The organism is Klebsiella grimontii, assembly GCF_900200035.1.
Lineage (GTDB): Bacteria > Pseudomonadota > Gammaproteobacteria > Enterobacterales > Enterobacteriaceae > Klebsiella > Klebsiella grimontii.
In genome coordinates this window covers 256,709-282,590 of the sequence record NZ_FZTC01000015.1, presented here as the reverse complement: position 1 = coordinate 282,590, position 25,882 = coordinate 256,709, and the positions used below count along the sequence as shown (strand labels likewise).

The following is a 25,882-nucleotide window of genomic DNA, read 5'->3' as shown; positions in this document are numbered from 1 at the left end:
GTTATCCTTTTGTACTGCCAGAGGTGAGGCCGGAAACAAAGTATTTTTGTAGCGCCAGATAGAGAATCGCTACCGGCACGGCAATCAGCACCGCGCCCGCCGCGTAGGTGGTGTAGCTGGCGCCCATTTTCTGCGCCACCAGGTTATACAGGCCGATCGGCAGCGTGTACTTATCCGGGGTACGCAGAATGGTGCTGGAAAGGATGAAATCCCCCAGCGGGCCGGTAAACGAGAACAGCGCCACCACCGCCAGAATCGGCTTCGACAGCGGCATAATGATTTCGAAGAAGATGCGGAAGCTGCTGGCGCCATCCATCCGCGCGGACTCATCCAGATCTTTAGGGATCGCGTCCAGGTAGCCCTTCATGAGCCAGGTATTCATCGGGATCATGCCGCCCACGTAGATCAGCACCAGCGCCAGATGGCTGTTGATCAGCCCCAGCAGCTGAGAGAGAACAAAGATCGCAATCAGCGCCGAGAACTGCGGGATCATCTGCAACAGCAGAAATAACATCAGCCCGTTCTGCCGCCCTTTGAAACGAAAGCGCGAAAACGCGTAGGCGGTGAAGCTCACGCTGATTAAGGTCAACACCATGGTCATGAAGCTGATTTTCATCGAGTTCCAGTACCAGGTGAGATAATTCACATTGCCGTTAAACAGATCCGCGTAATGCTGGAACGACAGGTTTTCAGGAATAATCGACGTACTCAGCAGACTGTTCCCGGCGTTCAGCGACGCCCCTACCGTCCAGACCAGCGGGTAAATAATCATCGTCGACACAAAGATGACCACTAACCAGGTGAGTGACAAGCGAATCCACTTTTCGCGTTTAATACTCGGTGATTTAGCCATGTTGCTTCCCTTACGCCATGTCGTCGTTTTTGAAGGATTTCGTGGCGCGGAACTGCCACAACGCCAGGCCGACGACAAAAATCGACAGCAGGATCGTGATGGTCGCCGCGATAGCGTATTGCGAAGACGACATGGTCAATTTGTAGATCCACGACACCAGAATATCCGTACCGCCGGCATTCGACCCCGCTACCGCCGGCCCGCCGTTGTTGAACAGGTAGATGATGTTGAAGTTGTTAAAGTTGAAGGTGTACTGAGTGATGATGATCGGCGCAATAGAGTAGAGCACCAGCGGCAGAGTAATGGTCCGCAGGCGGGTAAACGCGCTGGCGCCATCCATGGTGGCCGCTTCATACAGATCGTCCGGGATCGCCTGCAGGACGCCGGTGGTCATGGCGAAAACAAACGGGAAACCCAGCCAGGTCTGCATCATGATCAGCGCCGTCTTGGTCCAGAACGGGTCGGTCAGCCACGCCTTCGGACTGATGCCAAAGAAGGACAAAATGGCGTTGTTAATCACCCCGAATGAATCATTGAACATGCCGGCAAAAACCAGAATCGTCACGAATCCCGGTACCGCCCACGGCAGAATGAAAATCGTACGGATCATCGGCTTAAAGCGCAGATCTTTCTGGTTGACCAGAATCGCCAGCAGCACGCCGACGGTACATTGCAGGGTCGTCGCCAGCAGCGTCCACACCACCGTCCACTGCAGCACATCAAAGAAGGTCGAACGCCAGATGGATAATGTGAAGATGTTGATGAAGTTTTTGAATCCCACCCAATCCACCAGCTTCGCCGGCGGCGTGTGGTAAAGATTGTAGTTAGTAAAGGCGATAGCAAAACCAAACAGGATCGGGAAGATGACCACAAACACCAGCAGTATGAAGCCGGGCGTGATCATCAGATACGGGAAACCCTCGCTGAGCAGCATCTGATACTGCTTGCGTACGCTATTCAGCGCCACGCCTTCATCGCGCTTTTTGCCGTTAACCCAGGCGTCGCGCAGCGAGAGGAAATAGACCAACACACCGAATGCGATAATCAGTACGCTGATTATCCCTTCCGCCAGCAGGAAAATAGAGTTATCCCGCGGGACTTCCTCGCCTAAGGTATATAACCCCCACAGGCCTTCGCTGAGAAAGTCATAGAAAATACTCATAAAACTGCTCAGCAGCACCAGGAAGACGATCCCCTTCAGCCACTGGCGGTGATAAAACTGCCCAAAACCCGGCACGATAGCCAGCAACAGGCCGCACCACGCATGGCGTCCTGCGCCGCGCGCTTCGGCAATATTTTCGCTGGGATTGATAATCACACACGACTCCTTCTGAAAACGGGAGGATGCCCCTCCCGTTCTGTTACATCACCGGATTATTGATTGCTGGCCTGCATGGCTTCGATCTGCATCTTGATCTGCTTCTCTGCGTTATCGAGCGCCGCCTTCGGTTCCTGTTTACCGGTCAGGCTAAGCTCCAGCGCGGCGTTCGCCGGGCCCCATACTTCGCCCATCTCCGGGATCCCCGGCATCGCCGTCGCCCGCGCTGACTGCACCGCCACCGCGCTGGCCTTTTCGTCATTCTTAATCAGCGGATCGTCAATCATGGCCTTCAGCGGCGGGATTTCCCCGGTGGCGACATAGCGCGCTTTTACGTACTGCGGCTGGTTGATGAACTCGATAAACTGCTGCGCCAGCGCTTTATCTTTACTCCACGTCGAGACCACATAGCCTTTCACACCGAGGAAGGAGCTCATCGGTTTGCCGTCCGGCAGCGTCGGCAGAGGCGCGACGCCATAATGAATGCCTGCCGCTTCATACGGCTGGAAAGCCCACGGGCCGTTAATCACCGCTGCCGCTTTCTTCTCGGTGAACAGCGAGTCGATGGCGTTCAGCCCGTTATCGCCGAGGATCCCCGCCGGGAAGACCTTGTCGGTGTAGAATTTTTTCAGGAAAGTCACCGCTTCGACCGCGCCTGGCTTATTCAGGCCAACATCCTGCGGGTTGAAGCCGCCCTTATCATTTTTGCCAAAGATATAGCCGCCCATCGGACCGATGGCGCCCCAGCTGTAATAAATTTGGTCAAACTTCGCCAGCAGGCCGTACTTACCCTCTTCGCGCTGCTTCTTCGAATAGTCGAACCACGCCTGCAGGCTATCCAGCGGCTTGTCGATCAGGTCTTTGTTGTAAATCAGCACCAGGGTTTCCACCGCTTTCGGTACGCCGTAAAGCACGTTATCCATATGGAAAGCGTTGATTGATGCCGGCGTAAAGGCCTCCTGCTTCGCCTGGTCCAGCGTCAGGGGAGACAGCAGCCCCTGGACGACCGCACCGCCTAGCTGGTCATTAGGGATCACCAGCACGTCCGGGCCAATGCCCGCCGGGCCATCAAGGCGCAGCTTTTCCAACTGCTGGGCATACGGCATTTCCTGCACGTTCACCTTAACGTTGAACTGCTTTTCAAAATCATTTACCGCGGCCTTAATGCCGTCGGATTTTTTGATGTCTTCCCAGACGTTGAGCTGTCCGGCCGCGTGCGCCTGCAGGCTCACCAACTGCCCGGCAGCCAGAGTAGTAAGGATCAGTGCAGCAAGAGTGTTCTTTTTCATTATCAACCTCATGTGAAGGTATAACAATTTAATGGTTTTTATTGGGCGATGTGACTTCCGAAAATCTTTCAGTTAACTGATAAACGGTGATTCATAAACAAATATGCCGTTATTCCTGATTTGTTATACGGTACGCTTTGAATGCTGACAAAACTACTGAAAGCTGCCAGTTGTGTGATCATGATTGCAGAAATGAAACATCGATATAGGGTGCTAAAACTCTGGAAGTTATAGTCACTACATGATTTTAGTGTCGTTGAGCATCGCTCGGCTGAATTGTTACACGTTATACAAATAGCGCGTCATAGCCCAAATCCCAACGGCAAAAACGGCTACTAACCCGGGGAATGTTGATGTCCAATATACGACTGAGGAATGTCACCAAACGGTTCGGCAGTACAGTGACGCTGCATCAGGTAAACCTTGATATTGAAGATGGCGAATTTGCGGTTTTCGTCGGTCCGTCAGGCTGCGGCAAATCAACGCTGCTGCGAATGATTGCCGGTCTCGAAGAGGTGAGCGAAGGTGAAGTACTGATAGGCGATGAGGTCATGAACGACGTCGTTCCCGCCCATCGCGGCGTCGCCATGGTATTCCAGTCCTATGCGCTCTATCCGCATATGACGGTAGCGGAAAATATGGGCTATGGCCTGAAGGTGAATAAAGTGCCAAAAGATGAAATTCGCCGCCAGGTTGAAATGGTGGCAAAAACGCTGCAGCTCTCTCATCTGCTGGATCGCAAACCTAAGCAGCTCTCCGGCGGCCAGCGCCAGCGCGTGGCGATCGGTCGCGCCATCGTGCGTAATCCACGGGTGTTTATGTTTGATGAACCCCTCTCCAACCTTGATGCCGAGCTGCGCGTTGAGATGCGCCTGCATATTGCTAAACTGCATCATGAACTCAAAACCACCATGGTTTATGTTACCCACGATCAGGTTGAAGCGATGACGCTGGCCGATAAAATCGTGGTGATGAACTACGGCAAAGTTGAGCAGATGGGTTCGCCGATGTCGCTGTATTACAACCCGGTCAATAAGTTCGTTGCGGGATTTATCGGTTCGCCGAAAATGAACTTCCTGCCCGCGACGGTCACCGCATGGCAGCCGGGCCAGCTTAGCGTCAAGATGGCGCAAGATCACAATCTGACGCTCAATATCACCACATCGCCGCTGCAGCCCGGCGCTGCCGTTACCCTCGGTATTCGTCCTGAACATCTCTCAACCGATGTGAATATCGGTACCGTGGTTGAGTTTCAATGTGAAGTCGTCGAGAGACTGGGTAACAACACCTATCTGTTCGGCCAGTGCTACGGCCACGATAACGTCAAAATTCTGCTGCCCGGCGACGTTCATTTCCGTCCCTGGCAGAAAATCAGCGTCGCGTTCGACGATCGCTACTGCATGGTCTTCGACGAAAATGACCTGCGGATTAGCGCCGACATCGCCGCGCCGGACGCTCATTAAACGCAACATCTGATTGTCATGATTGCGCTTTAGAATATGAATCTGTGCTGACAACGCTTATTGCCAGCATACCTGCCCTCGTTTTTCTCCGCGACGCTTCATGCCTTGAGCGTCGCGGTTCATCCACTGTTAGCCCGAATTCGTTGCTATCTTGCGGTTCGGGCCTTTTTCTACCCCGTGGTGAATCCTCTTTTATCTTTCGCGTATACTCATCGAACCCCTCCATAAAATAAGGAAATACTCATGACGACCCGGCATCAGGTGAGTCTGGTTACAGGGGTATTGATACTCGCCATTATCTTGCCGGTCATACTGAGCATCTGGCTGGCGACGCAGCAGGCCAAAGAGCAGTTTTATAGTGAGCTGGACAACTTTTCCGTCCGCGTGCTGGCGCGCGTTCAGCAGGTCGCCGATCAGGCAAGAGAGGCGCTGAAAGAAGCAGATGCGCATACGGCCACGACCTGCAGCCCGGAGCATCTGCTCACTATGCGACGGATCGCCTATACCCACCGCTACATTCAGGAAGTGCTGTGGCTACGCGAGGGTATTCCGCAGTGCTCCTCTCTTGAAGAGCACCAGGTGTCGGTCACCTTTCCCGCTCCCGACCATCTCACTGCCGATGGCTACCGTACCTGGCTCACGTCGGTTAGCGACCTGGGACTGAAACATAAAATGACGGCCATGGGCAGCGAACATCACGTGGTGATGATCGATCCGGTGTCGTTTATCGATGTCATTCCGTTAGGTCATGAAGAAATTCACACGCTTTTGTTTGGCACGAAGCGCGATCAAATCATTATCAGCAGTAAACCGCTCAGCGCTGCCGTCTGGGAGAAAATTAAGCATCTGGATGCCGAAACCTTAACCCTCGATAGCACCGTTTATCGTCTCCATCGTATCCCGGAACTGGGGTTGGCTATCGCCACCTGGTCCTCGACGGTGCCGCTGCAGAATAAGCTACATCAGCAGCTGATGCTGTGGCTGCCGATTGGTTTGTTCACCAGCCTTCTGGCCTCATTTCTGCTGCTTCGCCTGCTGCGCAGGCTGCGCTCGCCGCGTAATGGGATGCTGGATGCGCTGAATTCCCATGCCATCCAGGTCTATTACCAGCCTATTATTTCGTTGCAGAGTGGAAAGATCGTCGGCGCGGAGGCGCTTGCTCGCTGGAGGCAGCCCGATGGGAGTTTCTTATCGCCGGATATTTTTATTCCGCTTGCCGAACAAACCGGGCTGATTACCCGCTTAACCGAAGATATTGTACGGAAAATTTTTGCCGATCTCGGTACCTGGCTGCGCCGGCGTCCGGAGATACACATCTCGATAAACCTGTCGGTCGATGATTTGCGCTCGCCAAAGCTGCCGCTCCTGTTGCAAGAGCAGCTTCAGTTTTGGGGCATCAGCGCTCAGCAGATCATTCTGGAAATCACCGAGCGCGGTTTTGTCGACCCGCAAACCACTTTGCCGGTGCTCGCCGGCTATCGTCAGGCCGGACACCGTATTTCCATCGATGACTTCGGCACCGGCTACTCCAGCCTGAGCTATTTACAAAAACTGGACGTAGACACCCTGAAAATCGATAAATCGTTTGTCGATACGCTGGAGTATGAACTGCTGACGCCGCACATTATTGAAATGGCGAAAGCGCTCAATCTGACGACCGTCGCAGAAGGCGTCGAAACCGAAAGCCAGCGCGACTGGCTACGTATGCATGGCGTGCAGTATGCCCAGGGCTGGCTTTATAGTAAGGCGCTGCCAAAAGAGAAATTTATCCTGTGGGCTGAGAATAACCTGAAGGCGGATTCGGCGCCCTCCGTGGTCGCTCACCTTTGAGCCTATTTAAGATAGGATTTTATTACCTGCATTACTACATCAAGGTCAGCTTCGCGCTGGCCCTCCTCCGGCTCTTTAACGACGTGATCCGTTAAATGCCCCTGGATAACCTGCATCATCATGCCGTTTACCGCACCGCGAATCGCAGCCAGCTGCTGTAAAACCTCGGCGCATTCATGTTCGCGGTTTAGCATTTTTTCCAGCGCGGCGCTTTGTCCCTGAATTTTCTTCAATCGGGTCAATAACATCTTCTTGTGACGAACGGTATGTGACATTACGCGATCCACTATTTGATTAATCGATCGTTTTGACTAACGACCACGATACACAATGAGAACAGCATAACATGCTCTACTCCCCCGGAGTATTTTTCTACTGGGGGGTAGTATTTATGTACTGGGGGGGAGTAGCATACTAACACTTTAGGTTAGAGATCACGTTATGACCGATTTCGCTTCACTCCTGCAGCAGGGCAATGCCTGGCTATTTATTCCCAGCGCTATTTTGCTGGGCGCCCTGCACGGCCTTGAGCCCGGGCATTCAAAAACCATGATGGCGGCGTTTATCGTAGCAGTCCGCGGAACCCTGAAGCAGGCGGTGCTGCTGGGGCTGGCGGCGACGGTGTCGCATACGGCGGTGGTCTGGCTGGTGGCCATGGTAGGCCTGTGGTTTGGCCGCGGCTGGAATGCGCAAACGTCGGAACCCTGGTTTCAACTGTTCTCAGGGATCCTTATCGTACTGATTGCCTGCTGGATGCTGTGGCGTACCTGGCACGAATCTCGTTCACATCACCATGAGCATGAGCATGAGCATGAGCATAATCATGAACATCACCACCACCCGCATGAACATCATCCCCACGTTCATCAACCTCCGCTGGTTGTCGCCGATGACTGGCAGGACGCCCATCAGCGCGCGCATGCGCAAGAGATCAATCGCCGCTTTAACGGGCAACGGGTCACGACCGGGCAGATCGTCTTGTTTGGACTGACGGGGGGGCTCATTCCCTGTCCGGCGTCAATAACCGTGCTGCTTATTTGCCTGCAGTTGAAAAAGTTCTCGCTGGGCGCAACCCTGGTGCTGGGGTTTAGCGTTGGGCTGGCGCTCACTCTGGTGGCTTCCGGCGCAATTGCCGCGCTGAGCCTGAAGCACGTAGCCAACCGCTGGCCTGGGCTGAACGATCTCTCGCGCAAAGCGCCGTGGATTTCCGGCACCCTGATTATGGTGGTGGGCTTCTATATGCTGCTGCATGGCTGGAGTCATCTGTAACGCGTCTATCGCCATCCCCACAAACGATGGGGATGGCAAAGATGAATTACTCATCCAGGAGCGGAGCAAAGCCGCCGTATATCATTCGTTTTCCATCAAAGGGCATATTATCGCCAAACTCTTTCATTCGCGGGTCGGCCATCATTTTGGCATTGGCGGCATCGCGAGCCTCTTTAGAGGGATACTCAATCCAGCTGAATACCACCTCTTCACCCTCCTCAGCTTTCACCGCCATGCGAAAATCGGTCAGCTTGCCATCCGGGACATCATCCGCCCAGCACTCGACCACGCGTAATGCGCCAAACTCTTTAAATAATGGCGCGGCCTTTGCTGCCATCTCGCGGTATGCCTCCTTATTTTCCGCCGGTACGGCAACGACAAAACCATCAACATACTTCATGAGTCTGCTCTCCGAAGTGAACAGTACGACCGGAGAATCCGGCCGTATCTGAATTGATAAGTTTAGTCGCCAGGCCTGATGGCAGCGTAAAATCAGGAAATAGCCTCACCGGGTTTCGCCAGAGCCTTACGCGCGGCCGGCTGATGGAACCACGGCAGGCACAGCTGGATCAGCGGGCCGATAGTTAACGCGTAGAGTACGGTTCCCACGCCAAACTTGCCGCCCATCATCCAGCCAATCAGCAGAACCGAAACTTCAATCGCGGTGCGAATACCGCGCAGCGACCATCCCGTACGGGCATGCAGGCCGGTCATCAACCCATCGCGCGGCCCGGGACCGAAACCCGCGCCAATATACATCCCCGTCGCCAGCGCATTCAGTACGATAGCTCCACCCAACAGCAGGCTACGCGCCACCAGCGAATCTAACGGCGGCAGCACGGCCAGAGTCGCATTTGCCGCCAGCCCCAGCACAATGACGTTACTTACCGTCCCCAGCCCCGGCATTTGCCGTAGCGGGATCCACAGCAGCAGTACTGCCGCTCCCGTCAGGATCATGACCGTACCGAAATCCAGATTAAACTGTTTGCCGATCCCTAAATGAAAAACATCCCACGGGTCTGCCCCCAGATTGGCGTGAACAAATAACGCGGTCGACACGCCGTACAGGACCAGACCAATGTAAAGTTGCAGCAAGCGACGTACCATTTTTCACCTCAGGACAATTGCGATTTCCCTCATCATCAGCAAAAATGGATTGATAATTAATGGCCAGTTTTTAAAAAGTGGATTGCTATGTCATCTCGTCGCTTTGGTTCACAATCGCTGGTACGGCTGCTCGGCAACTGGCAGGAGTCCACCTCTCGTACGCCTATCTGGCGTCAGCTGGCGGAAGCGCTGCGCCTGCTTATCCTCGATGGCCGCCTCGCGCTGGAAACCCGCCTGCCGGGCGAGCGTGAACTGGCGGCAGCCCTGAATATCAGCCGCACCACGGTTGCCAGCGCGCTCGGGCAGCTGCGGGAGGAGGGCTATCTCTATAGCCGCCAGGGAAGCGGTTCGCGGATCGCCCTGCCGGAGCGTCCGGTGGAAGCGTCAGCCCAAAAACCGGACCCGCTCTCGGTGAATTTGGCCGTTGCCGCCCTGAGCGCCGGACCTGAGATCCATCAAGCCTACAGCCAGGCTCTGAAGATCATGCCTGAGCATTTATCCAATACCGGTTACGATCAACAAGGGCTAGCGCTGCTGCGCGAAGCTATCGCCCGCCGCTATAGCGAACGCGGGCTGCCAACCCGCAGCGATCAGGTGATGATCGTCAACGGGGCGCTTAGCGGCTTTGCGCTGGTTCTGCGTTTATTCACCGGGCCCGGCGATCGGGTGGTGGTGGATGCGCCAACTTACCCCATGGCGCTTAGCGCGATTCAGGGCGCATCATGCCGTCCGGTTAGCGTTGCGTTACCGCAGCAGGGATGGGATTGCGACGGTTTGGCGGCAACGATCGCCCAAACGGCGCCGCGCCTGGCGTGGCTGATGCCGGATTTTCATAATCCTACCGGCCGCTGTATGGATAGCGCCACGCGCCAGCGGGTAGCAGATATCGCCGCGCAAACCCGCACCACGCTGGTGGTAGACGAAACGATGGTGGATTTATGGTACGACGCCCCGCCGCCGCCGCCTTTAGCGGCGTTTAATCCCGATGCCCCGGTAATAACCATCGGATCGGCAGGAAAAAGCTTTTGGGGAGGCCTGCGCATAGGCTGGATCCGCGCCTCTTCACGAACCATTGCCTCGCTAGTTCAGGCGCGCGACTCTCTCGATCTCGGTTCCCCGCTGCTGGAACAGCTGGCCTGCTGCTGGTTGCTTGAGAATGAGAAAAGGCTGCTGCCGTCACGCCGCGCCATGCTGGCGACCCGCCGGGATATGTGCGGGGCGCTGATGGCGGAATATTTTCCCCACTGGCGCTTCACTCCGCCGGAAGGGGGGCTCTCTTTTTGGGTTGAATTACCCGGCATGCTGGCGACGCTCTTTTCCGTTCGCGCTGAAAGCCGCGGAATTCACATCGGGACGGGCACACGCTTTGGTCTGGCCGGCGCGTTTGATCGCTATTTGCGTTTGCCCTTTACCCTTTCGGATGAGGAACTACGCAGCGCGTTTACTACATTGCAGCCGCTATGGCATAGTCTTACGGAGCAGAAGGAGAGCTTTCGTCTGAGGAAAATCATCTAATAAAATATCGACGGGCTGGAGCCAGCCCGTCAAAAACCATCATCCGTGATGCATATGAGATGTTTTTATAAAATTGCCGTTCAATTTTGTCTTTCTGACGTGTCAGCCCGATGACAAAATTAAAATAGTTTCATTAATGCTGACGCGGGATCGGAAACCCTTTCAGAGAAATAATAAAGCCGTCTTCATCTTTTTTAATTTTTGCACCGGTGTCACACCAATCGGAGGCAATGCGAAAAAACTCATCGCTACCGATATTCCAGTTCAGGCGTACGTGCTTGACGTAGCCGGAACGCAGCATGTCGCAGGCTTCGCTATAGTTGCTGGCTGTAGAGAGTTGTTGTTTCATTTTCTCTTCTTCAGAATTTTACGTAATGCTTTGATTTCTTTAGGGGTTAATGGAGACGCTTCCTCTTCGGTATGCTGGCTATCGATATCTTCTTCCGAAACCCCCGCCTCGTCTGCTGATTCCACTACCTGAAAGGCCAGGAGTAGCAGTTTCTCCGTAGCTGTTCCTAAATTTTCGTTATTTTCTTCCGCATACTGACGCAGCTTTTCTTTTAACTCGCCATCAATTTTTACGTTCAGAACTACCGTGGTCATAGTCACGCTTCCCGTGAAATAAAATCATCATATAATTAATACACGAAGTTAACATGCTGATCCAGAGATATATTTTTAGCTTATATCTAACAACATTTTCCCATGAATAATCTGCACGTTATATATGACATAAAGATGACATTAATATTTCAGTTAAATTTCAATTTTATGACGTAGAGAATTTTTGGCATAAAAAAGATATGTTTTAGAAACGAGAAAAAATACACACTTTATTTGTGGATATTAAAAATGAGGGGATGAGCGAAGCCGCTTATTAGATGCACAGAGCGCTGGGGCACGCTGAAATGGGTGGGGGCCCTGCCAGCTACATCCCGGCACACACGTCGTCTGCTCTGGCTGCTTCCTTCCGGACCTGACCTGGTAAACAGAGTAGCGTTGCGGGAGAACCAACAGAGCCCCCATTGAGAGCGCTAGTTACCTAACGCGCTGGCGCATTATCCCTGCTGAACCCCTGAATTGCAAGCCGCCGCCGATTGGGTGCTGGTTTATTGCGCAAAGTCGCGTAATCAGAGCGATATCGCGGCTTTGTAGCGTAAAATTTCCGTCCCTGGCAGGAGATTGCGAGCGCACTCTCAGCACAAACGCCCCTCAACATCCATAATGTTCACTATGAATTGTATGTTTTTTATCATGGTATCTGAATGAGTGAATCACCGCGTTTAATCACTACCCTGGCGATGCCGCCAATCGATGAAGTCACCGTTCCCTTCCGCGGTTTAAACTTTCTGCGCCCGGAGCTGCTTCTTGATTTTGTGACCATTAGCCAAAATCCGCTACTCGCCGTCACCCCGGTCGCGCTGCTCTACTCTAGCGTCGGCGTCCTTCAGCACATTGAATTACGTAAACTCCCTATCGAAGTCAGCGGTCGGGTGGTCTATCCAATATCAACGCTTAAGCTTCCGGCCATGCGCGCAAAACTGGTGATTAACGCTCAGTCAAAACGCCTGAAGTTTCTTGAAACCCTGCTGACCAATATACCGAATGAGAATGTCCATGGCATGCAGGTGCTTGGCCTGGCGCTGGAATTTACCGTTGTTAAAACGGCTTAAGCCGCTATCTGTACAGCCCGTCGTACAACGATTATCCTGAGCCTTTCCCGGCAGCAGGACGTACCATGGATTCTCACGATACTTTTCCGCAGCGAGTCTGGCAGATAGTCGCCTCGATCCCAGAGGGGTACGTTGCTACCTACGGCGACGTTGCTCAGTTGGCCGGTTCACCGCGTGCGGCGCGTCAGGTCGGCGGGGTTTTAAAGCGTCTGCCTGAAGGGTCCCTGCTTCCCTGGCATCGGGTCGTCAACCGCCACGGCGATATCTCGCTTACCGGGCCAGATCTACAGCGCCAACGCCAGGCGCTCCTGGCGGAGGGAGTTCAGGTCTCAGGCAGCGGTCATATTGACCTGCAGCATTACCGCTGGATTTATTAAAGGCAAAAAAATGCCCCTGAAAGGGGCATTGTCGGGGTTATTGCGCGGCGGGAACGTTCGTATTTGCCACCGGCACCGCCGTTTGCTGGACCGGTACCAGCAGCAGATCGGCGCGATTGCCGCCCTGATTAATCACCGTCTGCACGGTATCGGTAATAAACATCAGCTGACCGTTAACGGTAATCGCCGAACTTAACAGGATGCGTGCATTAGGCTTAATGTCCGCCTGGTTGTAGGGCAGAACAAAGTTAAACGGCGCCTGCTTCCCTTCGGTCCTTACCGCTTTTTGCGACAGCACGTGCGCTGGCGCATCGGCCAGGGACGCATCCGACAGAGTTACGGTTAATACCGCATCCGGCGGTAACGCCACGCGCTGTCGAATATTGATGGTCCCGGAAACGTTAGGCTGCTGCTGCGAGGAGCTTAGTGAGGCAATGCCGTAAGGATCGGGCGCAGCCTGGTTCGCTGCACTGCTGCTGTGGTTGTTCGCACAGGCAGACAACGTAGCCGCGACGGCTAAGGCACTTAACATATAGGCAAATTTCATTCTTTTCTCCTTTTCATCCCTTCTTTAACAGGAGTACATCCATCCACAATCGGGGACAGGACATTAGTATCGTAAATAAGTGTGGCACAGATCTCAGTTCTCTTCCTGGAAAAGAGCCCATATTCAGATTATTGCACCCATCGGACCACTTGCGTTTCTAGGTTATACTTTGCCTCAATAACGCGCTGCGCAAAGCAGTCATCATTGATTGAGGGTTACTATGAGTCAGGCATTAACCAATCTGCTGGCATTGTTAAATCTGGAAAAAATTGAAGAGGGATTGTTCCGCGGTCAGAGCGAGGATCTGGGCTTGCGTCAGGTTTTTGGTGGTCAAGTGGTTGGCCAGGCGCTATACGCAGCAAAAGAGACGGTCCCCGCAGAACGCCTGATTCACTCGTTTCACAGCTACTTCCTGCGTCCCGGCGACAGCCAGAAACCCATCATCTATGACGTTGAAGTCCTGCGCGACGGCAATAGCTTCAGCGCCCGCAGGGTGGCGGCGGTTCAAAACGGGAAGCCGATTTTCTATATGACCGCCTCTTTCCAGGCGCCAGAACCCGGCTATGAACATCAAAAAACCATGCCCGCGGCGCCCGCCCCGGACGCCCTCCCCTCCGAAACGGATATCGCCCGCAAGCTGGCCCATCTGCTGCCGCCGCAGGTTAAAGAAAAATTTCTCTGCGATAAACCGCTGGAGATTCGCCCGGTCGAATTTCATAACCCCCTGAAAGGCCACGTTGCAGAACCGACGCGTCAGGTGTGGATCCGCGCCAACGGCGCCGTTCCGGAAGATCTCCGCATCCATCAGTATCTGTTAGGCTACGCTTCGGATTTTAACTTCCTGCCCGTCGCCCTGCAGCCGCACGGCGTCGGTTTTCTGGAGCCCGGAATGCAGGTCGCCACCATCGATCACTCAATGTGGTTCCACCGTCCGTTCAACATCAACGACTGGCTGCTGTACAGCGTTGAGAGCACCTCCGCCTCCAGCGCGCGCGGTTTTGTGCGCGGCGAGTTCTATACTCAGGACGGCACGCTGGTAGCTTCCACGGTGCAGGAAGGCGTCATGCGCAACCGGAACCTCTTCCCGGGCAAATAGACGCTTCCGTTCGTTCAAAGATCGTCAGACCGTTGGGCTGCCACGCTTTGAGTCGCCCTGTGGTGCTGACGGTCGGTGAGCTCCCGGGTGTAGTTTATAAAATCGCGCAGGATATTATTTTTAGTATGCCGCCGCCAGCACAGAGTGAGCGTGGTAGTGGCAAATGTTTCCTCCAGCAGGCAGTAGCTTACATCGGACATCAGCATCGAACTCTGCGTTTCTGGCACCAGAGCAACACCCATTCCCATTGAAACCAGGCCAATAGCCACCGATACATCACGGGTATACTGAATTTTCTGCGGGGTAAACCCGGCCTGCTGGCAGGCGTTAATTGCCGACCAGCCGAGGCCCACGCCGTAAGGGTCCTTTTGCATAAAAAATTGTTCTTTCGCCAGTAACGCCAGGGAGATTTTCCGCCGGTTACCCAGTTCATGGTTACGCGGCAGGACGGCAATAAGCGAACGCGTGGCAATATTCATATATTCCAGCTGTTCATATTGCGGTATTGGCGAACGAACAAAAGCCAGATCGATCCGTTTATCCAGTAACAATGTTAATAAATTATGAGCGTTATGTTCTTCTATTATCAAATCGGTCTCTGATTTTTTATGCCGATAGTTTTTTATTAACAATGTCAATGCCGGATCGAGAATAGATGACCCAACATAGCCGACTTTTAACTGTCCTTTATACCCCAGACGCAGGCTGTTTACATTTTCGAGGAACTTATCGCAGTGACCAAGAATAACTCGCGCCTCGTCAATCAAAAATAGCCCCTCTGTGGTCAATGAAACATTGCGCCGATCGCGAACAAACAGCATCAGGCCCAACGTATTCTCAAGGTTTTTAATCTGCTGCGTGAGCGCAGGCTGGGTAACGTTAAGCCTCTGCGCCGCCCGTCCGAAATGCAGCTCTTGCGCCAGTACCACAAAAGCATGTAATTGCCGATAATCCATAACGACCTCCAGGAAGACGCTAATAATAAATCCTTATTAAAATCCGGGGCAATGTTATTGGACTCTTATTTGTATTTATCGAAAATTAACCCCATCGCGATGATTAAAAATCAGGGTCGGCGCTATATGCCCATCGGGTCATCGTTTAATGAAATAAAAAGGAGAGTTCAATGCCCATGGAACAACCAAAAGTGACGGATCTGCGCTCCGCATTGGCTGTATTAAGCCATTACGATGATGAATTGATCTATACCGATGAACCTGTTGATCCTATTGCCGAATTATCTGGCGTATACCGCTACGTCGGGGCGCACGGCACCGTCCAGCGCCCTACTCGCGTGGGCCCGGCCATGATTTTTAACAAAATCAAAGGGTACGACGACGTAAAGGTGCTCATCGGTCTACTTTGCTCACGCAAGCGCGTCGCCCACCTGTTTGGCACCACGCCTGAAAACCTGGCGTTTATGCTAAAAGACTCCGTTGACAACCCTATTGCGCCGATAGTCATCCCACGCGACAAGGCCGCGTGTCAGGAAGTCGTTCACCTGGCGACCGATCCTGATTTCGATATCCTGAAAATATTGCCTGCGCCCACCAATACTCCGGAAGATGCCGGCCCCTACTTTACTCTCGGTATGTGCTACGCCGCCGACCCGCAAACCGGTGAACGTGACGTCACCATTCATCGTTTATGCGTCCAGAGTAAAGATGAAATATCAATGTATTTTGTTCCAGGCCGCCACCTTGATACTTTCCGCCAGAAAGCCGAAGCCGCCGGAAAAGCGCTGCCTATCTCTATCAGTATTGGCGTCGATCCGGCAATTGAGATCGGCGCCTGCTTCGAGCCCCCGACAACGCCTTTAGGTTTTGACGAACTGTCAATTGCCGGTAGTTTGCGCAACCAGCCTGTAGAGCTTACCGAGTGCGTGAGCGTTAATGCGCTTGCTATCGCTAACGCTGAAGTCGTTATCGAAGGCGAGCTCTTACCGAACGTGAGAGTGCGTGAAGATCAGAACACCGATACCGGTAAGGCTATGCCGGAGTTTCCAGGCTACACCGGTAGCGCTCAGGCTCAGGTTCCGGTAATCAAAGTTAAAGCTATTACTCACCGCCGCCATCCAATCCTGCAAACCTGTATTGGAGCAAGCGATGAGCACACCAATCTGGCCGGGATCCCAACAGAAGCCAGTATCTTGCAAATGGTTGAAAAGGCATTGCCTGGTTTCGTTCAGAACGTGCATTGCCCATCGCCGGGCACAGGCAAATATCTGGCCGTGCTACAGGTTAAAAAACGCACGCCAGCGGATGAGGGCAGGCAGCGCCAGGCCGCGCTTCTCGCGTTTTCGGCTTTCTCAGAATTGAAACATGTCATGTTGATTGATGAGGATGTTGATGTTTTTGATATTAACGATGTGATGTGGGCGATGACAACGCGCTACCAGGGGGATGTCAGTACTATCTTTATACCGGGTGTACGCTGCCATCCGCTCGATCCGTCATCCGATCCCGCATTCAGCCCATCAATACTCGGCCACGGGATTGCCTGTAAAACGATTTTTGACTGCACCGTTCCATGGAACCTGAAAGCGAATTTTCAGCGCAGCAAATTCCTTGAGGTGGATGTTGATCGTTTCATTCCGGGCTTCAAAAAATAGCCGTTCACTATCGGTGTGGCTCATTATCCGCAGAGCCCGCCGAATAGCGGGTCCGTTCGTGGACTCATAACAAAAATAGATACTTTGAAAATATCAATAAGGTAAAACAATGATTGGGCCAATCATTAACTCCACTTCAACGCTTATCGGCGGGATCGTCGGCGGCTTAATTGGCGATCGCTTAAGTGAAAAATTCCGTACTGCGCTACCTCTGACTTTTGGTGCGGCCTCCATGGGAATGGGAATAACGGTCATCATTAAATTACACGCGCTGCCCGTAGTCGTCGCGTCATTACTCTTCGGCGCTATTATCGGTGAAATATTTTCTATCGAGAAAAATATTGGCCGCGGCGCATCTAAATTACGTTTTATTATCGATAAAATTGCCCCGCAAAAAAGCGGCAGCACATTATCACAAGAGGAGTATCTCGATAAATTCGTGGGGATTCTGGTGCTGTTCGTGGCCTCGGGAACGGGCATATTTGGCGCCATGCAGGAAGGGATAACCGGAGACATATCCATCCTGTTAACCAAATCATTCCTCGATATCCTGACCGCCGGTATTTTTGCCACCCTGCTTGGCCTTTCGGTCGCGACTATCGCGATCCCGCAATTTATCGTCCAGATGATTCTGCTGTTCATCGGGCAATCAATCATGCCAATGCTAACGCCAGAAATGGTTGCTGATTTCTCCGGGCTTGGCGGTTTTATTATGTTTGTGACGGGATTGCGGATCTGCGGTATTAAATCCTTCCCGGTAGCGAATCTACTTCCGGGACTGATCATCGTCATGCCTCTCTCATGGCTGTGGGTCTCAACGCTATTGCCGTGGATCCAGTCGATTAGCTAACCATAGAAAAGCGGAGCCAGGCTCCGCTTTTTGTCGATTAAAGATAACGATTAATCAGGCGTTGTAGGCGTTTTCGCCGTGGCTGTTTACGTCCAGCCCTTCACGCTCTTGATCTTCCGGTACGCGCAGGCCAACGGTCATATCGGCAACTTTGTAACCAATGAAGGCGACGACGCCGGACCAGACGATGGTGATACCGATGCTTTCCAGCTGTACCAGAACCTGATGGCCCATGGTGACGCCTTCCGCGTAACCGACGCCGCCCAGAGACGTCGCGGCGAAGATACCGGTCAGGATGCAGCCTACGATACCGCAGACGCCGTGGACGCCAAACACATCGCATGGGTCATCAACGCGCAGCCAGCGTTTCAGTACGGTGACGCCCCACAGTCCCGCCAGGCCCGCAGCGATACCGACAATCAGAGAGCCGCCGACGCCGATGTAGCCGCACGCCGGAGTGATGCCGACCAGCCCGGCAATCGCACCTGAACAGGCGCCCAGCAGAGATGGTTTACCGCGGGTTGCCCACTCGCCGAAGGTCCACGCCAGAATAGCTGCCGCCGTTGCCACCACGGTATTAACGAACGCCAGACCGGCAATTTCGTTCGCCGCGCTGGCTGAACCGGCGTTAAAGCCGAACCAGCCAACGTAGAGGATCGCGGTGCCGGTGAATACCATCGGCAGGTTATGCGGTTTGAACGCTTCTTTACCAAAGCCAACGCGTTTGCCCATCATATAGGCACCCACCAGCCCCGCTACCGCGGCGTTGATGTGAACCACCGTACCGCCGGCGAAATCAAGCGCGCCGTGCGTGGCCAACAGACCGCCGCCCCATACCATGTGCGCAATCGGCACATAAGAGAGCGTCATCCATACCACGACGAAAATCAGTACCGCCGAGAAGCGAATGCGTTCCGCCAGCGCACCGACGATCAGACCAACGGTAATACAGGCGAAGGAGCCCTGGAAGGCAACGTGGATGTACTGATAGAAGCTTCCCATCAGGGCTTTCAGTTCAATGTTTTTCAGCAGTACCCAGTCGAAGTTGCCGAAGAAGCTGCCGCCAGCGCCGAAGGCCAGCGTGTAGCCATAAACCACCCACAGCACGCAGACCAGCGCAAAAGTCACGATCACCTGAGTCAGCATGGAGAGAACGTTTTTACCGCGGATCAGCCCGCCGTAGAACAGCGCGATGCCAGGAATCGACATAAACAGCACCAGCGCGGTGCAAATCATCATAAAAGCGTTGTCGGCTTTATCCGCTACCGCCGGTGCGGCCATCGCCAGTCCCGGAAGAAGAGCCAACGCCCCCAGACCTGTTTTCATTGTTGCTATCTTCATTGTTTCGTTCCCCATCACTGTGTGGTCTGAAAGTTACAGTGCCGCTTCGTCAGATTCGCCGGTACGGATGCGAATCACGCGCTGCAGCTCGGCGACAAAGATTTTGCCGTCGCCAATCTTTCCGGTGTACGCCGCTTTACTGATGACATCGACGACTTCGTCCAGCTGATCGTCGGCAATCGCGACATCAATCTTCACTTTCGGTAGAAAATTGACGCTGTATTCGGCGCCGCGATAGAGCTCCGCGTGGCCTTTCTGACGGCCGAACCCTTTAACTTCAGTGACCGTCAGGCCCTGAATACCCATTGAAGATAATGCTTCACGCACATCTTCCAGTTTGAATGGTTTGATTACCACGGTAACCAGCTTCATAAGTCCCCTCCAGTCAGAATTCGGTAATGGCCGCAGCTAACACGTATCTACTAAAGCAAGGGCTATGCCAGAAATGAAAAAGGACCGCCAGGCGGCCCTTTTTGAGGGAGAAGGTGAAGAATTCGCCGGAAACGAAGCGGCAAACTGGCTCTTTCGGCTAAAACCGCACCATTTCAGTGCGCGATATGTGACTTTTTTGCACCACCTCAGGCCGCGGGATCGCGACTGCCTGATTATGGTGCATCAGGCGATCAGCGACTCTTCCTGCGTGCTGGCCGCCAGCTCTTCGCCAACCAGCTGCAGCTGATACATCTGCCAGTAGCGGCCTTTGGCCGCCAGCAGCTGCTGATGGTTTCCGCGCTCTACGGCCTGACCGCGGTGCAGCACCAGGATCGTATCGGCCTCGACGATGGTCGATAGGCGATGCGCAATCACCACCAGCGTCGTGTGCTCGCGCACCCGGGCCAGAGCCTGCTGAATCGCCTGCTCGGTACCGGAATCAATATTGGCCGTCGCCTCATCAAGAATCAGCACCTGCGGCGTATCGACCAGTACCCGCGCCAGCGCCAGCAGCTGTTTCTGGCCAACGGAGAGGTTATTCCCCTGCTCGCCCAACTGCGTATAAATCCCGTTTTCCATTTCACGGGCCAGATCTGCCAGCTGGACCGCTTCCAGCGCCTCCCAGACCTGCTCTTCGCTGATGTCGCGACCGAGAGTAACGTTGGCATAGAAGGTATCAGCCAGCACCACCGGATCCTGCTGCACCATCGCAATCCCCTGACGCAGCGCGCTGTGGCTTAAGGAAGAAAGCGGACGACCATCGATGCGAATCTCTCCCTGAGTTAACGGGTAGTAGCCCATCATCAGGCTGGCCAGGGTGCTTTTACCGCTCCCGGTATGGCCAACCAGCGCCACAAAGCTGCGGGACGGGATATCGAGATTAATATCCTGCAACACCAGGCTATCGTCGCGGTAGGCAAAAGAGAGATGATCGATGCTAATTGCTCCGCTGCGCAGCGGCTCGCTATCTTCACCCCACGCCTGACGCGGTTTATCCATCAGCTCGAAGACGCGCTCGCCCGCGACGACCGCCTGCTGCAGCATTGACTGCTGGGTGGTCAGCTCGATCAGCGGCTCGTTCAGTCGCCCAAGGTAGCTAATAAAGGCGTAGAGCACCCCGACTTCGATCGTTCCGCTGCTGCTGAAACCAAACAGCATCAGCAGGCCGCAGAGAATTAATGAAGAGAACAGGCTCAGCAGCGGACGCAGCAGGAAGCCATCAAGACGCAGAGTTTGCATACGCGCCAGATAGTGGGCGTAGCTGGCCTCGCGCATCCGCTCGCCGAACCGCGCCTGCTGGCGGAACTGCTGGATAACGCCCATGCCGTTAATCACTTCATTAAAACCATCGTTGATATCCGCCAGCCAGGCGCGGACCCGCCTGACGATGGGCGTGCTGTAGCGCTGATAAATCATCATCACGATCAGCACCGCCGGGAAAATAGCGATAGCCACCAGCGCCATCCGCCAGTCAAGGCTGAACATCGCCACCAGCATCGCGCCAATCAAAGCGGCGCTACGCAGTACGGTGGCCACCACGGTCACGTACAGGTCACGAATGACTTCGGTATCGTTGGTCACCCGAGAGATGAGCTGCCCGACCGGCTGCGTATCAAACTCGCTGAGCGGCTGGCGCAGCGCGGCATCCATTACATCGCTGCGCAGCTGCTGCACCACGCCGACCGCCGCGCGATTAAACAGCAGCGCCTGGCAGTAATGCAGGCCAGCGGCAAGGAGTTGCAGGCCGATATAGGCCACGGCGAGGCCGCAGACCAGTTTCAACGGCAGCGAGTTCTTCGCCACCATATTGTCGATGAAATAGCTGATCAGCAGCGGGCCGCTGACTTCAGCCACCGCCGCAACCCACATGATGGCAACGGCAATCATCAGCGGTTTACGCCACGGGGAGCCGTAGGCCAGCAGGCGCTTTAACGTCGGCCAGAGTTCAGTGAAACTACGCACCGGCGACCTCCTCATCTTCCTGCGGGGCATCATCCAGCGCCGCTTCCAGCTGCTGATAACGGTACATGTCCCGATACCATCCCGGCTGCGCCGCCAGAGCCTCATGGCGACCGCGCTGGGCAATGTGCCCGTGCTGCATCACCAGAATTTCGCTGGCCTCGGTCAACGCCGACAGGCGATGGGCGCTAATGATCACCGTCCGCCCTTCTCCCCACTGCCGCAGGTTATGCAAAATCTGGTGCTCCGTTCTGCCATCTACCGCCGACAGGGCATCATCAAGGATCAGAATCTCCGCCTCCAGCAGCAGCGCGCGGGCGATGGAAATTCGCTGCTTTTGCCCGCCGGAAAGCATCACGCCGCGCTCGCCGACTTCGGTGTTATATCCCTGCGGCAGGCGCAGGATATCCTCATGAACGCTGGCAAGCCGCGCAACGTGTTCGATTTGCTCCTGCGTAGCATCCGGTTTACCAAGGGCGATGTTGCTGGCGACGGTATCGGAGAACAGGAACGGTGTCTGATTAACCACCGCCAGACGGGCGCGCCAGCTATCGAGCTGTAGCCGGGTCAGGGGAACGTCATGGAAGCGGATATCGCCTTCAGTCACGTCAAAGTGGCGCTGAATCAGCGCCAGAATGGTGCTCTTGCCGGAGCCGGTCGGCCCGCAAATCCCCAGCATCTGCCCGGGCTGTAGCGTAAAATTGACCTTTTCCAGCGAAGCCTTATTCGCCTGCGGATAGATAAACTCGCGCACGGCGACGCTGAGCGTACCGCGGCCTTCCGGCGTCGGCTCGCTGCCGTCGTTCACCACCGGCGCCTCTTCCAGCATGGTGCGAATGCGCGCATAGGCCGCGCTACCGCGCTCAACGATGTTAAACATCCACGCCAGCGCCAGCATCGGCCAAATCATCAGGCCGAGGTACATCACAAAGCTGGTGAGCTGCCCCAGGGTCAGGCTGCCCTGGATCACCATCCAGCTGCCGCCGCCGATGGCCAGCAGGTTAGCAGTACCGATGGCGATATAAATCGTCGGGTCGAAGCGCGCGTCGATGCGCGCCACGCGCATATTTTTTGCGCCGGTATCCGCGGCATCGGCGGCAAAAAGCGCCGACTGTCGATCTTCGAGACCAAAGGCTTTGATCATGCGGATGCTGGTGAGGCTCTCCTGGGTGCGGTCGTTGAGGCTGGAGAACGCCGCCTGAGCGACGCGAAAACGCTCATGTAATGCATCGCCGTTACGCTTGATCGCCAGCGCCATCAGCGGCATCGGCAGCAGCGCCAGCAGGGTTAACTGCCAGCTGATTTGCGTCGACATAACAATCAGCACCGCGCAGCCCATCACCAGGGAGTCCACCAGCGTTAACACCCCTTCGCCAGCGGCGAACACCACCCGATCCACGTCGTTGGTCGCCCGCGCGATCAGATCGCCGGTACGGTGGCGCAGGTAAAAGGCCGGATGCTGGCGGCTGAGCTGGCGATAGAAATCCTCACGCAGTTCGACGGCTAGCTGATAAGAGGCGCCGAAAAGCAGCACGCGCCAGACATAGCGCAGCAGATAGACCATCACCGCAATAACGACCAGCAGGCCAATCCACATCCACACCTTTTCCGCGGTGTAATGTTGTTTTGTGACGCCATCAACCACGATGCCCACCACCTTTGGCGGCACCAGTTGCAGGATGGCAATGACAATCAGCAGAGCAATAGCGCCGAGGTAACGGCGCCACTCCCGGCGGAAATACCAGCTAAGTTGAGCAAATAATCGCAAGCAGTTAAATCCTGAGTGTGTAATTCGTAGCGGCTGATGCCGTTAATCAATCGGCAAGGCTGTCGTGTATTTTATCTGTTCCATGGCAAAACTCGAAGTGACATCCGAGAGCCCCGGTACGCTGTTTACCAGGCGTTTATAAAAATCATCGTAGTTTTTCATATCCGCAACCTGGACCCGCAGCAGGTAGTCATACTCCCCCGCCATTCGCCAGAAACCGAGAACCTCCGCCATCTGGGTGACCTCGCTGACGAAGCGGCAATACCAGTCGCTACTGTGGTGCTGAGTCTTAATCAGCACAAACGCCGTCAGCCCAAGTCCGACCTTTTCCGCATCCAGCAGAGCGACTCGCCCGCGCAGGATACCTTCGTCTTCCAGACGCTTCAGGCGCTTCCAGCAGGGCGTGGTGGTCAGATTAACGGCATCAGCCAGCGCCTGCAAAGAGAGGGTACAGTCGGTTTGCAGTAAAGAAAGCAGCTTACGGTCAATTTTATCTAACATTACTCACCTCAGGAGAAAAATTTACTCCATTCATTGTAATTGAAAGGCTAAATGGCAACAATTTTTCCTTCGAATTCCGCTAAGCTGGGCACAAAATGACAAACAGGAAACAGAGATGAACAGCGCCTGGATAAAACACGCGATTAGTGAAATTAATGCCGATTATCAGCGTTCCGCCGATACGCACCTGATTCGTCTGGCGCTGCCGGAGTTCCCTGGGATCCAGCTCTATCTGAAAGATGAAAGCACCCATCCAACCGGTAGCCTGAAGCATCGCCTGGCCCGCTCGCTGTTCCTCTATGGTCTGTGCAACGGCTGGATTAAAGAAGGGACGACGATTATTGAATCCTCTTCGGGTTCAACCGCCGTCTCTGAAGCCTACTTCGCCCGTCTGTTAGGCCTGCCGTTTATCGCCGTGATGCCTTCCTGTACGGCAAAACGTAAAATTGAACAAATTGAGTTCTACGGCGGCCGCTGTCATTTTGTCGATAGCGCCTGCGAAATCTATGCCGCCTCCGAAACCCTGGCGCGCGAGCTGAACGGGCATTATATGGATCAGTTTACCTTTGCCGAACGGGCGACCGACTGGCGGGGAAACAATAATATCGCCGACAGTATCTTCCGCCAGATGAGCCATGAGCCGCACCCGCAGCCGTCGCATATCGTGATGAGCGCGGGCACCGGCGGTACCTCAGCAACCATCGGCCGCTATATTCGCAGTCAGGGTTACGATACGCAGCTGCTGGTGGTTGACCCACAAAACTCAGTATTTTTGGACTACTGGCAAAGCCGCGACGCCAGCCTGCGCAGCCCGGTCGGTAGCAAAATTGAGGGCATTGGCCGCCCGCGCGTCGAACCTTCATTTATTCCCGATGTGGTCGATGAGATGCTGCGGGTACCGGATGCCGCCAGCGTCGCCACCGCCCTATGGCTGGAAACGCTGCTCGGGCGTAAGGTCGGCGCATCAACCGGCACCAATATGTGGGGCGTACTGCAGCTGGCCGTGCGGATGCGCGAAGAGGGGCGCTCCGGCTCTATTGTCACGCTGCTGTGCGACAGCGGTGAACGTTATCTGGAGACCTACTACAACCCGCAGTGGGTTGCGGCCAATATCGGCGATATTTCCCCGTGGCAGGCGCAGATCGCCGAAATACTGCGCACAAAATAAAAAAAGCCAGATATCCCGTGATATCTGGCTTGCTGGCAGAGTCTCTTTATTCGGGGGAATAAGGAAGATCAGGATTATCCAGCCAATGAGTCAAAAAGTGGGAAACGGCCTGATGACGGCAGTCGCCAATAACCGGTAGATGCGGAAGTTCAATTTTCAGCTGAGGCATCGCATTGCCCATAATCACCCCACGGCCAACGCTGCCGAGCATTTCCCGGTCGTTCATGGCGTCACCGAACGCCATACAATCCTGTAACGTCAGGCCAAGATGCTGGCTTAGTACCGCCAGCGCCGCGCCTTTGTTACAGCCACCGGGCAAAACTTCGAGACAATCCATCGCTGAAAAACAGAGATCCGCCCGGCCGCCGAGCGCTTCATTCAGCTGGATCCGCAGCCGCCGCAGATCGTCATGATCGCCGCAGAAGCAGATTTTCGTAACCTGATGCGCCGGCATCCGCTTAGGATCGTACAACTGGTAGCGAAAACCGCTAAAAACGTGCGCTTTCAATATTTCGGGAATCTCCTGCCCTGTGTACCAGCCGCCGTCGTTGAAAAAATGCATACTGGCTGAGGTTTCCCAGGCGCTGTGCAGCACCTCTTCCGCCACATCGGGGGCCAGATCGCGGCGATACAGCTCTTCGCCTTCCAGAGAGTGAATGCGCGTCCCGTTACCGGTAATTAAAAACGCGTCCAGAGAAAACTCGCCAATAACGTGGCGCATCTCCAGAGCATGGCGACCGGTGGCGAAAGTCAGGGTGATATCGCGATCGCGCAGACGTTTTAGCGTCGACAGCGTTTTTTCTCCCAGACGATGGTCCGGCATCAGTAGCGTACCGTCCATATCAAATGCAGCCAGTCTTGCCATCTCCTGCTCCCCAGTGGTGGTGGATTTTGCTTGTGTTGCAGTATTGCCTG

Annotated in this window: 26 protein-coding genes and 1 other RNA gene; 10 read left to right on the top strand and 17 right to left on the bottom strand. The window is 54.5% G+C overall.

What is annotated here, in order from left to right; genetic code table 11:
- Position 1 precedes the first annotated feature (1 nt).
- The 3 genes from KOSB73_RS08990 to KOSB73_RS08980 are packed head-to-tail and all read right to left on the bottom strand — an operon-like array spanning position 2 to position 3,460.
- On the bottom strand, positions 2-853 hold the full coding sequence (locus tag KOSB73_RS08990; RefSeq protein ID WP_004136033.1) for a sugar ABC transporter permease: 852 nt from the start codon (positions 851-853) through the stop codon (positions 2-4).
- A gap of 10 nt (positions 854-863) precedes the next feature.
- On the bottom strand, positions 864-2,171 hold the full coding sequence (locus tag KOSB73_RS08985; protein ID WP_004136032.1) for a carbohydrate ABC transporter permease: 1,308 nt from the start codon (positions 2,169-2,171) through the stop codon (positions 864-866).
- A gap of 56 nt (positions 2,172-2,227) precedes the next feature.
- The gene (locus KOSB73_RS08980; RefSeq protein ID WP_004136030.1) at positions 2,228-3,460 is read right to left on the bottom strand and encodes a maltodextrin ABC transporter substrate-binding protein; all 1,233 of its coding nucleotides are present in this window, start codon (positions 3,458-3,460) and stop codon (positions 2,228-2,230) included.
- Between the two features lie 353 nt (positions 3,461-3,813).
- Between KOSB73_RS08980 and KOSB73_RS08975 the strand changes: the two genes are divergently transcribed.
- Both KOSB73_RS08975 and KOSB73_RS08970 read left to right on the top strand, forming a co-directional pair.
- Entirely contained in the window at positions 3,814-4,923 is a 1,110-nt protein-coding gene (locus KOSB73_RS08975; RefSeq protein ID WP_004099610.1) for an ABC transporter ATP-binding protein, read from the top strand.
- Between the two features lie 243 nt (positions 4,924-5,166).
- Entirely contained in the window at positions 5,167-6,753 is a 1,587-nt protein-coding gene (locus KOSB73_RS08970) for an EAL domain-containing protein (protein ID WP_064411210.1), read from the top strand.
- Positions 6,754-6,755: 2 nt separating this feature from the next.
- Here the strand turns inward: KOSB73_RS08970 and KOSB73_RS08965 are convergent, their stop codons facing one another.
- Positions 6,756-7,028, bottom strand: a complete 273-nt coding sequence (locus KOSB73_RS08965) for a metal-sensing transcriptional repressor (RefSeq protein ID WP_004129869.1) — start codon at positions 7,026-7,028, stop codon at positions 6,756-6,758.
- A 166-nt stretch (positions 7,029-7,194) separates the two neighbouring features.
- Here KOSB73_RS08965 and KOSB73_RS08960 point away from each other — a divergent pair, with 166 nt between their 5' ends.
- Positions 7,195-8,022: a nickel/cobalt efflux protein RcnA gene (locus KOSB73_RS08960; RefSeq protein WP_098140399.1), complete on the top strand. Its 828-nt coding sequence runs from the start codon at positions 7,195-7,197 to the stop codon at positions 8,020-8,022.
- A gap of 46 nt (positions 8,023-8,068) precedes the next feature.
- Here the strand turns inward: KOSB73_RS08960 and KOSB73_RS08955 are convergent, their stop codons facing one another.
- Together KOSB73_RS08955 and yczE are read right to left on the bottom strand one after the other, a co-directional pair.
- A complete protein-coding gene (locus tag KOSB73_RS08955; protein ID WP_004136022.1) occupies positions 8,069-8,422 on the bottom strand; it encodes a DUF1428 domain-containing protein in 354 nt (117 codons plus the stop codon).
- Positions 8,423-8,514: 92 nt separating this feature from the next.
- The gene (gene yczE, locus KOSB73_RS08950; RefSeq protein ID WP_024359031.1) at positions 8,515-9,129 is read right to left on the bottom strand and encodes a membrane protein YczE; all 615 of its coding nucleotides are present in this window, start codon (positions 9,127-9,129) and stop codon (positions 8,515-8,517) included.
- A gap of 87 nt (positions 9,130-9,216) precedes the next feature.
- On the opposite strand from yczE, the gene yczR reads away from it, so the two are divergent.
- Positions 9,217-10,644: a MocR-like transcription factor YczR gene (gene yczR / locus KOSB73_RS08945; protein WP_049088804.1), complete on the top strand. Its 1,428-nt coding sequence runs from the start codon at positions 9,217-9,219 to the stop codon at positions 10,642-10,644.
- A gap of 133 nt (positions 10,645-10,777) precedes the next feature.
- Here yczR and KOSB73_RS08940 read toward each other — a convergent pair whose 3' ends face one another.
- The 3 genes from KOSB73_RS08940 to ffs all read right to left on the bottom strand — a co-directional run bounded on the left by KOSB73_RS08940 (position 10,778) and on the right by ffs (position 11,660).
- Positions 10,778-10,993: a hypothetical protein gene (locus KOSB73_RS08940; RefSeq protein ID WP_004129860.1), complete on the bottom strand. Its 216-nt coding sequence runs from the start codon at positions 10,991-10,993 to the stop codon at positions 10,778-10,780.
- Positions 10,990-11,247, bottom strand: a complete 258-nt coding sequence (locus tag KOSB73_RS08935) for a hypothetical protein (RefSeq protein WP_024359033.1) — start codon at positions 11,245-11,247, stop codon at positions 10,990-10,992. Before KOSB73_RS08935 ends, KOSB73_RS08940 begins: the two co-directional genes overlap by 4 nt.
- Before the next feature lie 316 nt (positions 11,248-11,563).
- Positions 11,564-11,660, bottom strand: an RNA gene (ffs, locus tag KOSB73_RS08930) — signal recognition particle sRNA small type.
- Positions 11,661-11,909: 249 nt separating this feature from the next.
- Here ffs and KOSB73_RS08925 point away from each other — a divergent pair.
- Both KOSB73_RS08925 and KOSB73_RS08920 read left to right on the top strand, forming a co-directional pair.
- Positions 11,910-12,317 (top strand): hypothetical protein, encoded by a 408-nt coding sequence (locus KOSB73_RS08925; RefSeq protein ID WP_004136017.1) that lies wholly within the window; start codon positions 11,910-11,912, stop codon positions 12,315-12,317.
- Positions 12,318-12,382: 65 nt separating this feature from the next.
- Positions 12,383-12,694, top strand: coding sequence for an MGMT family protein (locus tag KOSB73_RS08920; RefSeq protein WP_082237528.1), 312 nt, complete (start codon positions 12,383-12,385; stop codon positions 12,692-12,694).
- 37 nt (positions 12,695-12,731) lie between these two features.
- Here the strand turns inward: KOSB73_RS08920 and KOSB73_RS08915 are convergent, their stop codons facing one another.
- Complete coding sequence (locus KOSB73_RS08915; protein ID WP_049088803.1) at positions 12,732-13,241, bottom strand: YbaY family lipoprotein; 510 nt, start codon at positions 13,239-13,241, stop codon at positions 12,732-12,734.
- A gap of 220 nt (positions 13,242-13,461) precedes the next feature.
- Here KOSB73_RS08915 and tesB point away from each other — a divergent pair, with 220 nt between their 5' ends.
- Positions 13,462-14,337 carry an acyl-CoA thioesterase II gene (gene tesB, locus KOSB73_RS08910; protein ID WP_004136012.1) on the top strand — a complete coding sequence of 292 codons (876 nt, stop codon included), beginning with the start codon at positions 13,462-13,464 and terminating at the stop codon, positions 14,335-14,337.
- Positions 14,338-14,351: 14 nt separating this feature from the next.
- On the opposite strand, the gene KOSB73_RS08905 is transcribed toward tesB, so the two are convergent.
- A complete protein-coding gene (locus KOSB73_RS08905) occupies positions 14,352-15,293 on the bottom strand; it encodes a LysR substrate-binding domain-containing protein (RefSeq protein ID WP_004136010.1) in 942 nt (313 codons plus the stop codon).
- 170 nt (positions 15,294-15,463) lie between these two features.
- Here KOSB73_RS08905 and KOSB73_RS08900 point away from each other — a divergent pair, with 170 nt between their 5' ends.
- On the top strand, positions 15,464-16,948 hold the full coding sequence (locus KOSB73_RS08900) for a UbiD family decarboxylase (RefSeq protein WP_098140398.1): 1,485 nt from the start codon (positions 15,464-15,466) through the stop codon (positions 16,946-16,948).
- Between the two features lie 109 nt (positions 16,949-17,057).
- Positions 17,058-17,798 carry a DUF554 domain-containing protein gene (locus KOSB73_RS08895; protein WP_004136002.1) on the top strand — a complete coding sequence of 247 codons (741 nt, stop codon included), beginning with the start codon at positions 17,058-17,060 and terminating at the stop codon, positions 17,796-17,798.
- 54 nt (positions 17,799-17,852) lie between these two features.
- On the opposite strand, the gene amtB is transcribed toward KOSB73_RS08895, so the two are convergent.
- From amtB to KOSB73_RS08865, 5 genes are all read right to left on the bottom strand, one after another.
- Positions 17,853-19,139: an ammonium transporter AmtB gene (amtB, locus tag KOSB73_RS08890; RefSeq protein ID WP_004129846.1), complete on the bottom strand. Its 1,287-nt coding sequence runs from the start codon at positions 19,137-19,139 to the stop codon at positions 17,853-17,855.
- A gap of 33 nt (positions 19,140-19,172) precedes the next feature.
- The gene (gene glnK / locus KOSB73_RS08885; protein WP_004099573.1) at positions 19,173-19,511 is read right to left on the bottom strand and encodes a P-II family nitrogen regulator; all 339 of its coding nucleotides are present in this window, start codon (positions 19,509-19,511) and stop codon (positions 19,173-19,175) included.
- Between the two features lie 243 nt (positions 19,512-19,754).
- Entirely contained in the window at positions 19,755-21,533 is a 1,779-nt protein-coding gene (locus KOSB73_RS08875) for a SmdB family multidrug efflux ABC transporter permease/ATP-binding protein (RefSeq protein WP_004135998.1), read from the bottom strand.
- Positions 21,526-23,298: a SmdA family multidrug ABC transporter permease/ATP-binding protein gene (locus tag KOSB73_RS08870; protein ID WP_098140397.1), complete on the bottom strand. Its 1,773-nt coding sequence runs from the start codon at positions 23,296-23,298 to the stop codon at positions 21,526-21,528. The genes KOSB73_RS08875 and KOSB73_RS08870 overlap by 8 nt, the downstream gene beginning before the upstream one ends.
- A 42-nt stretch (positions 23,299-23,340) precedes the next feature.
- Entirely contained in the window at positions 23,341-23,799 is a 459-nt protein-coding gene (locus KOSB73_RS08865; RefSeq protein WP_004135994.1) for an Lrp/AsnC family transcriptional regulator, read from the bottom strand.
- Positions 23,800-23,914: 115 nt separating this feature from the next.
- Between KOSB73_RS08865 and KOSB73_RS08860 the strand changes: the two genes are divergently transcribed.
- Positions 23,915-24,967, top strand: a complete 1,053-nt coding sequence (locus tag KOSB73_RS08860; protein WP_098140396.1) for a PLP-dependent cysteine synthase family protein — start codon at positions 23,915-23,917, stop codon at positions 24,965-24,967.
- 46 nt (positions 24,968-25,013) lie between these two features.
- Here KOSB73_RS08860 and cof read toward each other — a convergent pair whose 3' ends face one another.
- Positions 25,014-25,832, bottom strand: a complete 819-nt coding sequence (gene cof, locus KOSB73_RS08855; RefSeq protein ID WP_024359040.1) for an HMP-PP phosphatase — start codon at positions 25,830-25,832, stop codon at positions 25,014-25,016.
- Positions 25,833-25,882: the final 50 nt, after the last annotated feature.

Excerpts from the sequence above, each read along its gene's own strand:
- KOSB73_RS08990 (WP_004136033.1), bottom strand. The coding sequence starts at position 853 with ATGGCTAAATCACCGAGTATTAAACGCGAAAAGTGGATTCGCTTGTCA.
- KOSB73_RS08980 (WP_004136030.1), bottom strand. The coding sequence starts at position 3,460 with ATGAAAAAGAACACTCTTGCTGCACTGATCCTTACTACTCTGGCTGCC.
- KOSB73_RS08975 (WP_004099610.1), top strand. The coding sequence starts at position 3,814 with ATGTCCAATATACGACTGAGGAATGTCACCAAACGGTTCGGCAGTACA.
- KOSB73_RS08970 (WP_064411210.1), top strand. The coding sequence starts at position 5,167 with ATGACGACCCGGCATCAGGTGAGTCTGGTTACAGGGGTATTGATACTC.
- KOSB73_RS08965 (WP_004129869.1), bottom strand. The coding sequence starts at position 7,028 with ATGTCACATACCGTTCGTCACAAGAAGATGTTATTGACCCGATTGAAG.
- KOSB73_RS08960 (WP_098140399.1), top strand. The coding sequence starts at position 7,195 with ATGACCGATTTCGCTTCACTCCTGCAGCAGGGCAATGCCTGGCTATTT.
- KOSB73_RS08955 (WP_004136022.1), bottom strand. The coding sequence starts at position 8,422 with ATGAAGTATGTTGATGGTTTTGTCGTTGCCGTACCGGCGGAAAATAAG.
- yczE (WP_024359031.1), bottom strand. The coding sequence starts at position 9,129 with ATGGTACGTCGCTTGCTGCAACTTTACATTGGTCTGGTCCTGTACGGC.
- yczR (WP_049088804.1), top strand. The coding sequence starts at position 9,217 with ATGTCATCTCGTCGCTTTGGTTCACAATCGCTGGTACGGCTGCTCGGC.
- KOSB73_RS08940 (WP_004129860.1), bottom strand. The coding sequence starts at position 10,993 with ATGAAACAACAACTCTCTACAGCCAGCAACTATAGCGAAGCCTGCGAC.
- KOSB73_RS08935 (WP_024359033.1), bottom strand. The coding sequence starts at position 11,247 with ATGACCACGGTAGTTCTGAACGTAAAAATTGATGGCGAGTTAAAAGAA.
- KOSB73_RS08925 (WP_004136017.1), top strand. The coding sequence starts at position 11,910 with ATGAGTGAATCACCGCGTTTAATCACTACCCTGGCGATGCCGCCAATC.
- KOSB73_RS08920 (WP_082237528.1), top strand. The coding sequence starts at position 12,383 with ATGGATTCTCACGATACTTTTCCGCAGCGAGTCTGGCAGATAGTCGCC.
- KOSB73_RS08915 (WP_049088803.1), bottom strand. The coding sequence starts at position 13,241 with ATGAAATTTGCCTATATGTTAAGTGCCTTAGCCGTCGCGGCTACGTTG.
- tesB (WP_004136012.1), top strand. The coding sequence starts at position 13,462 with ATGAGTCAGGCATTAACCAATCTGCTGGCATTGTTAAATCTGGAAAAA.
- KOSB73_RS08905 (WP_004136010.1), bottom strand. The coding sequence starts at position 15,293 with ATGGATTATCGGCAATTACATGCTTTTGTGGTACTGGCGCAAGAGCTG.
- KOSB73_RS08900 (WP_098140398.1), top strand. The coding sequence starts at position 15,464 with ATGCCCATGGAACAACCAAAAGTGACGGATCTGCGCTCCGCATTGGCT.
- KOSB73_RS08895 (WP_004136002.1), top strand. The coding sequence starts at position 17,058 with ATGATTGGGCCAATCATTAACTCCACTTCAACGCTTATCGGCGGGATC.
- amtB (WP_004129846.1), bottom strand. The coding sequence starts at position 19,139 with ATGAAGATAGCAACAATGAAAACAGGTCTGGGGGCGTTGGCTCTTCTT.
- glnK (WP_004099573.1), bottom strand. The coding sequence starts at position 19,511 with ATGAAGCTGGTTACCGTGGTAATCAAACCATTCAAACTGGAAGATGTG.
- KOSB73_RS08865 (WP_004135994.1), bottom strand. The coding sequence starts at position 23,799 with ATGTTAGATAAAATTGACCGTAAGCTGCTTTCTTTACTGCAAACCGAC.
- KOSB73_RS08860 (WP_098140396.1), top strand. The coding sequence starts at position 23,915 with ATGAACAGCGCCTGGATAAAACACGCGATTAGTGAAATTAATGCCGAT.
- cof (WP_024359040.1), bottom strand. The coding sequence starts at position 25,832 with ATGGCAAGACTGGCTGCATTTGATATGGACGGTACGCTACTGATGCCG.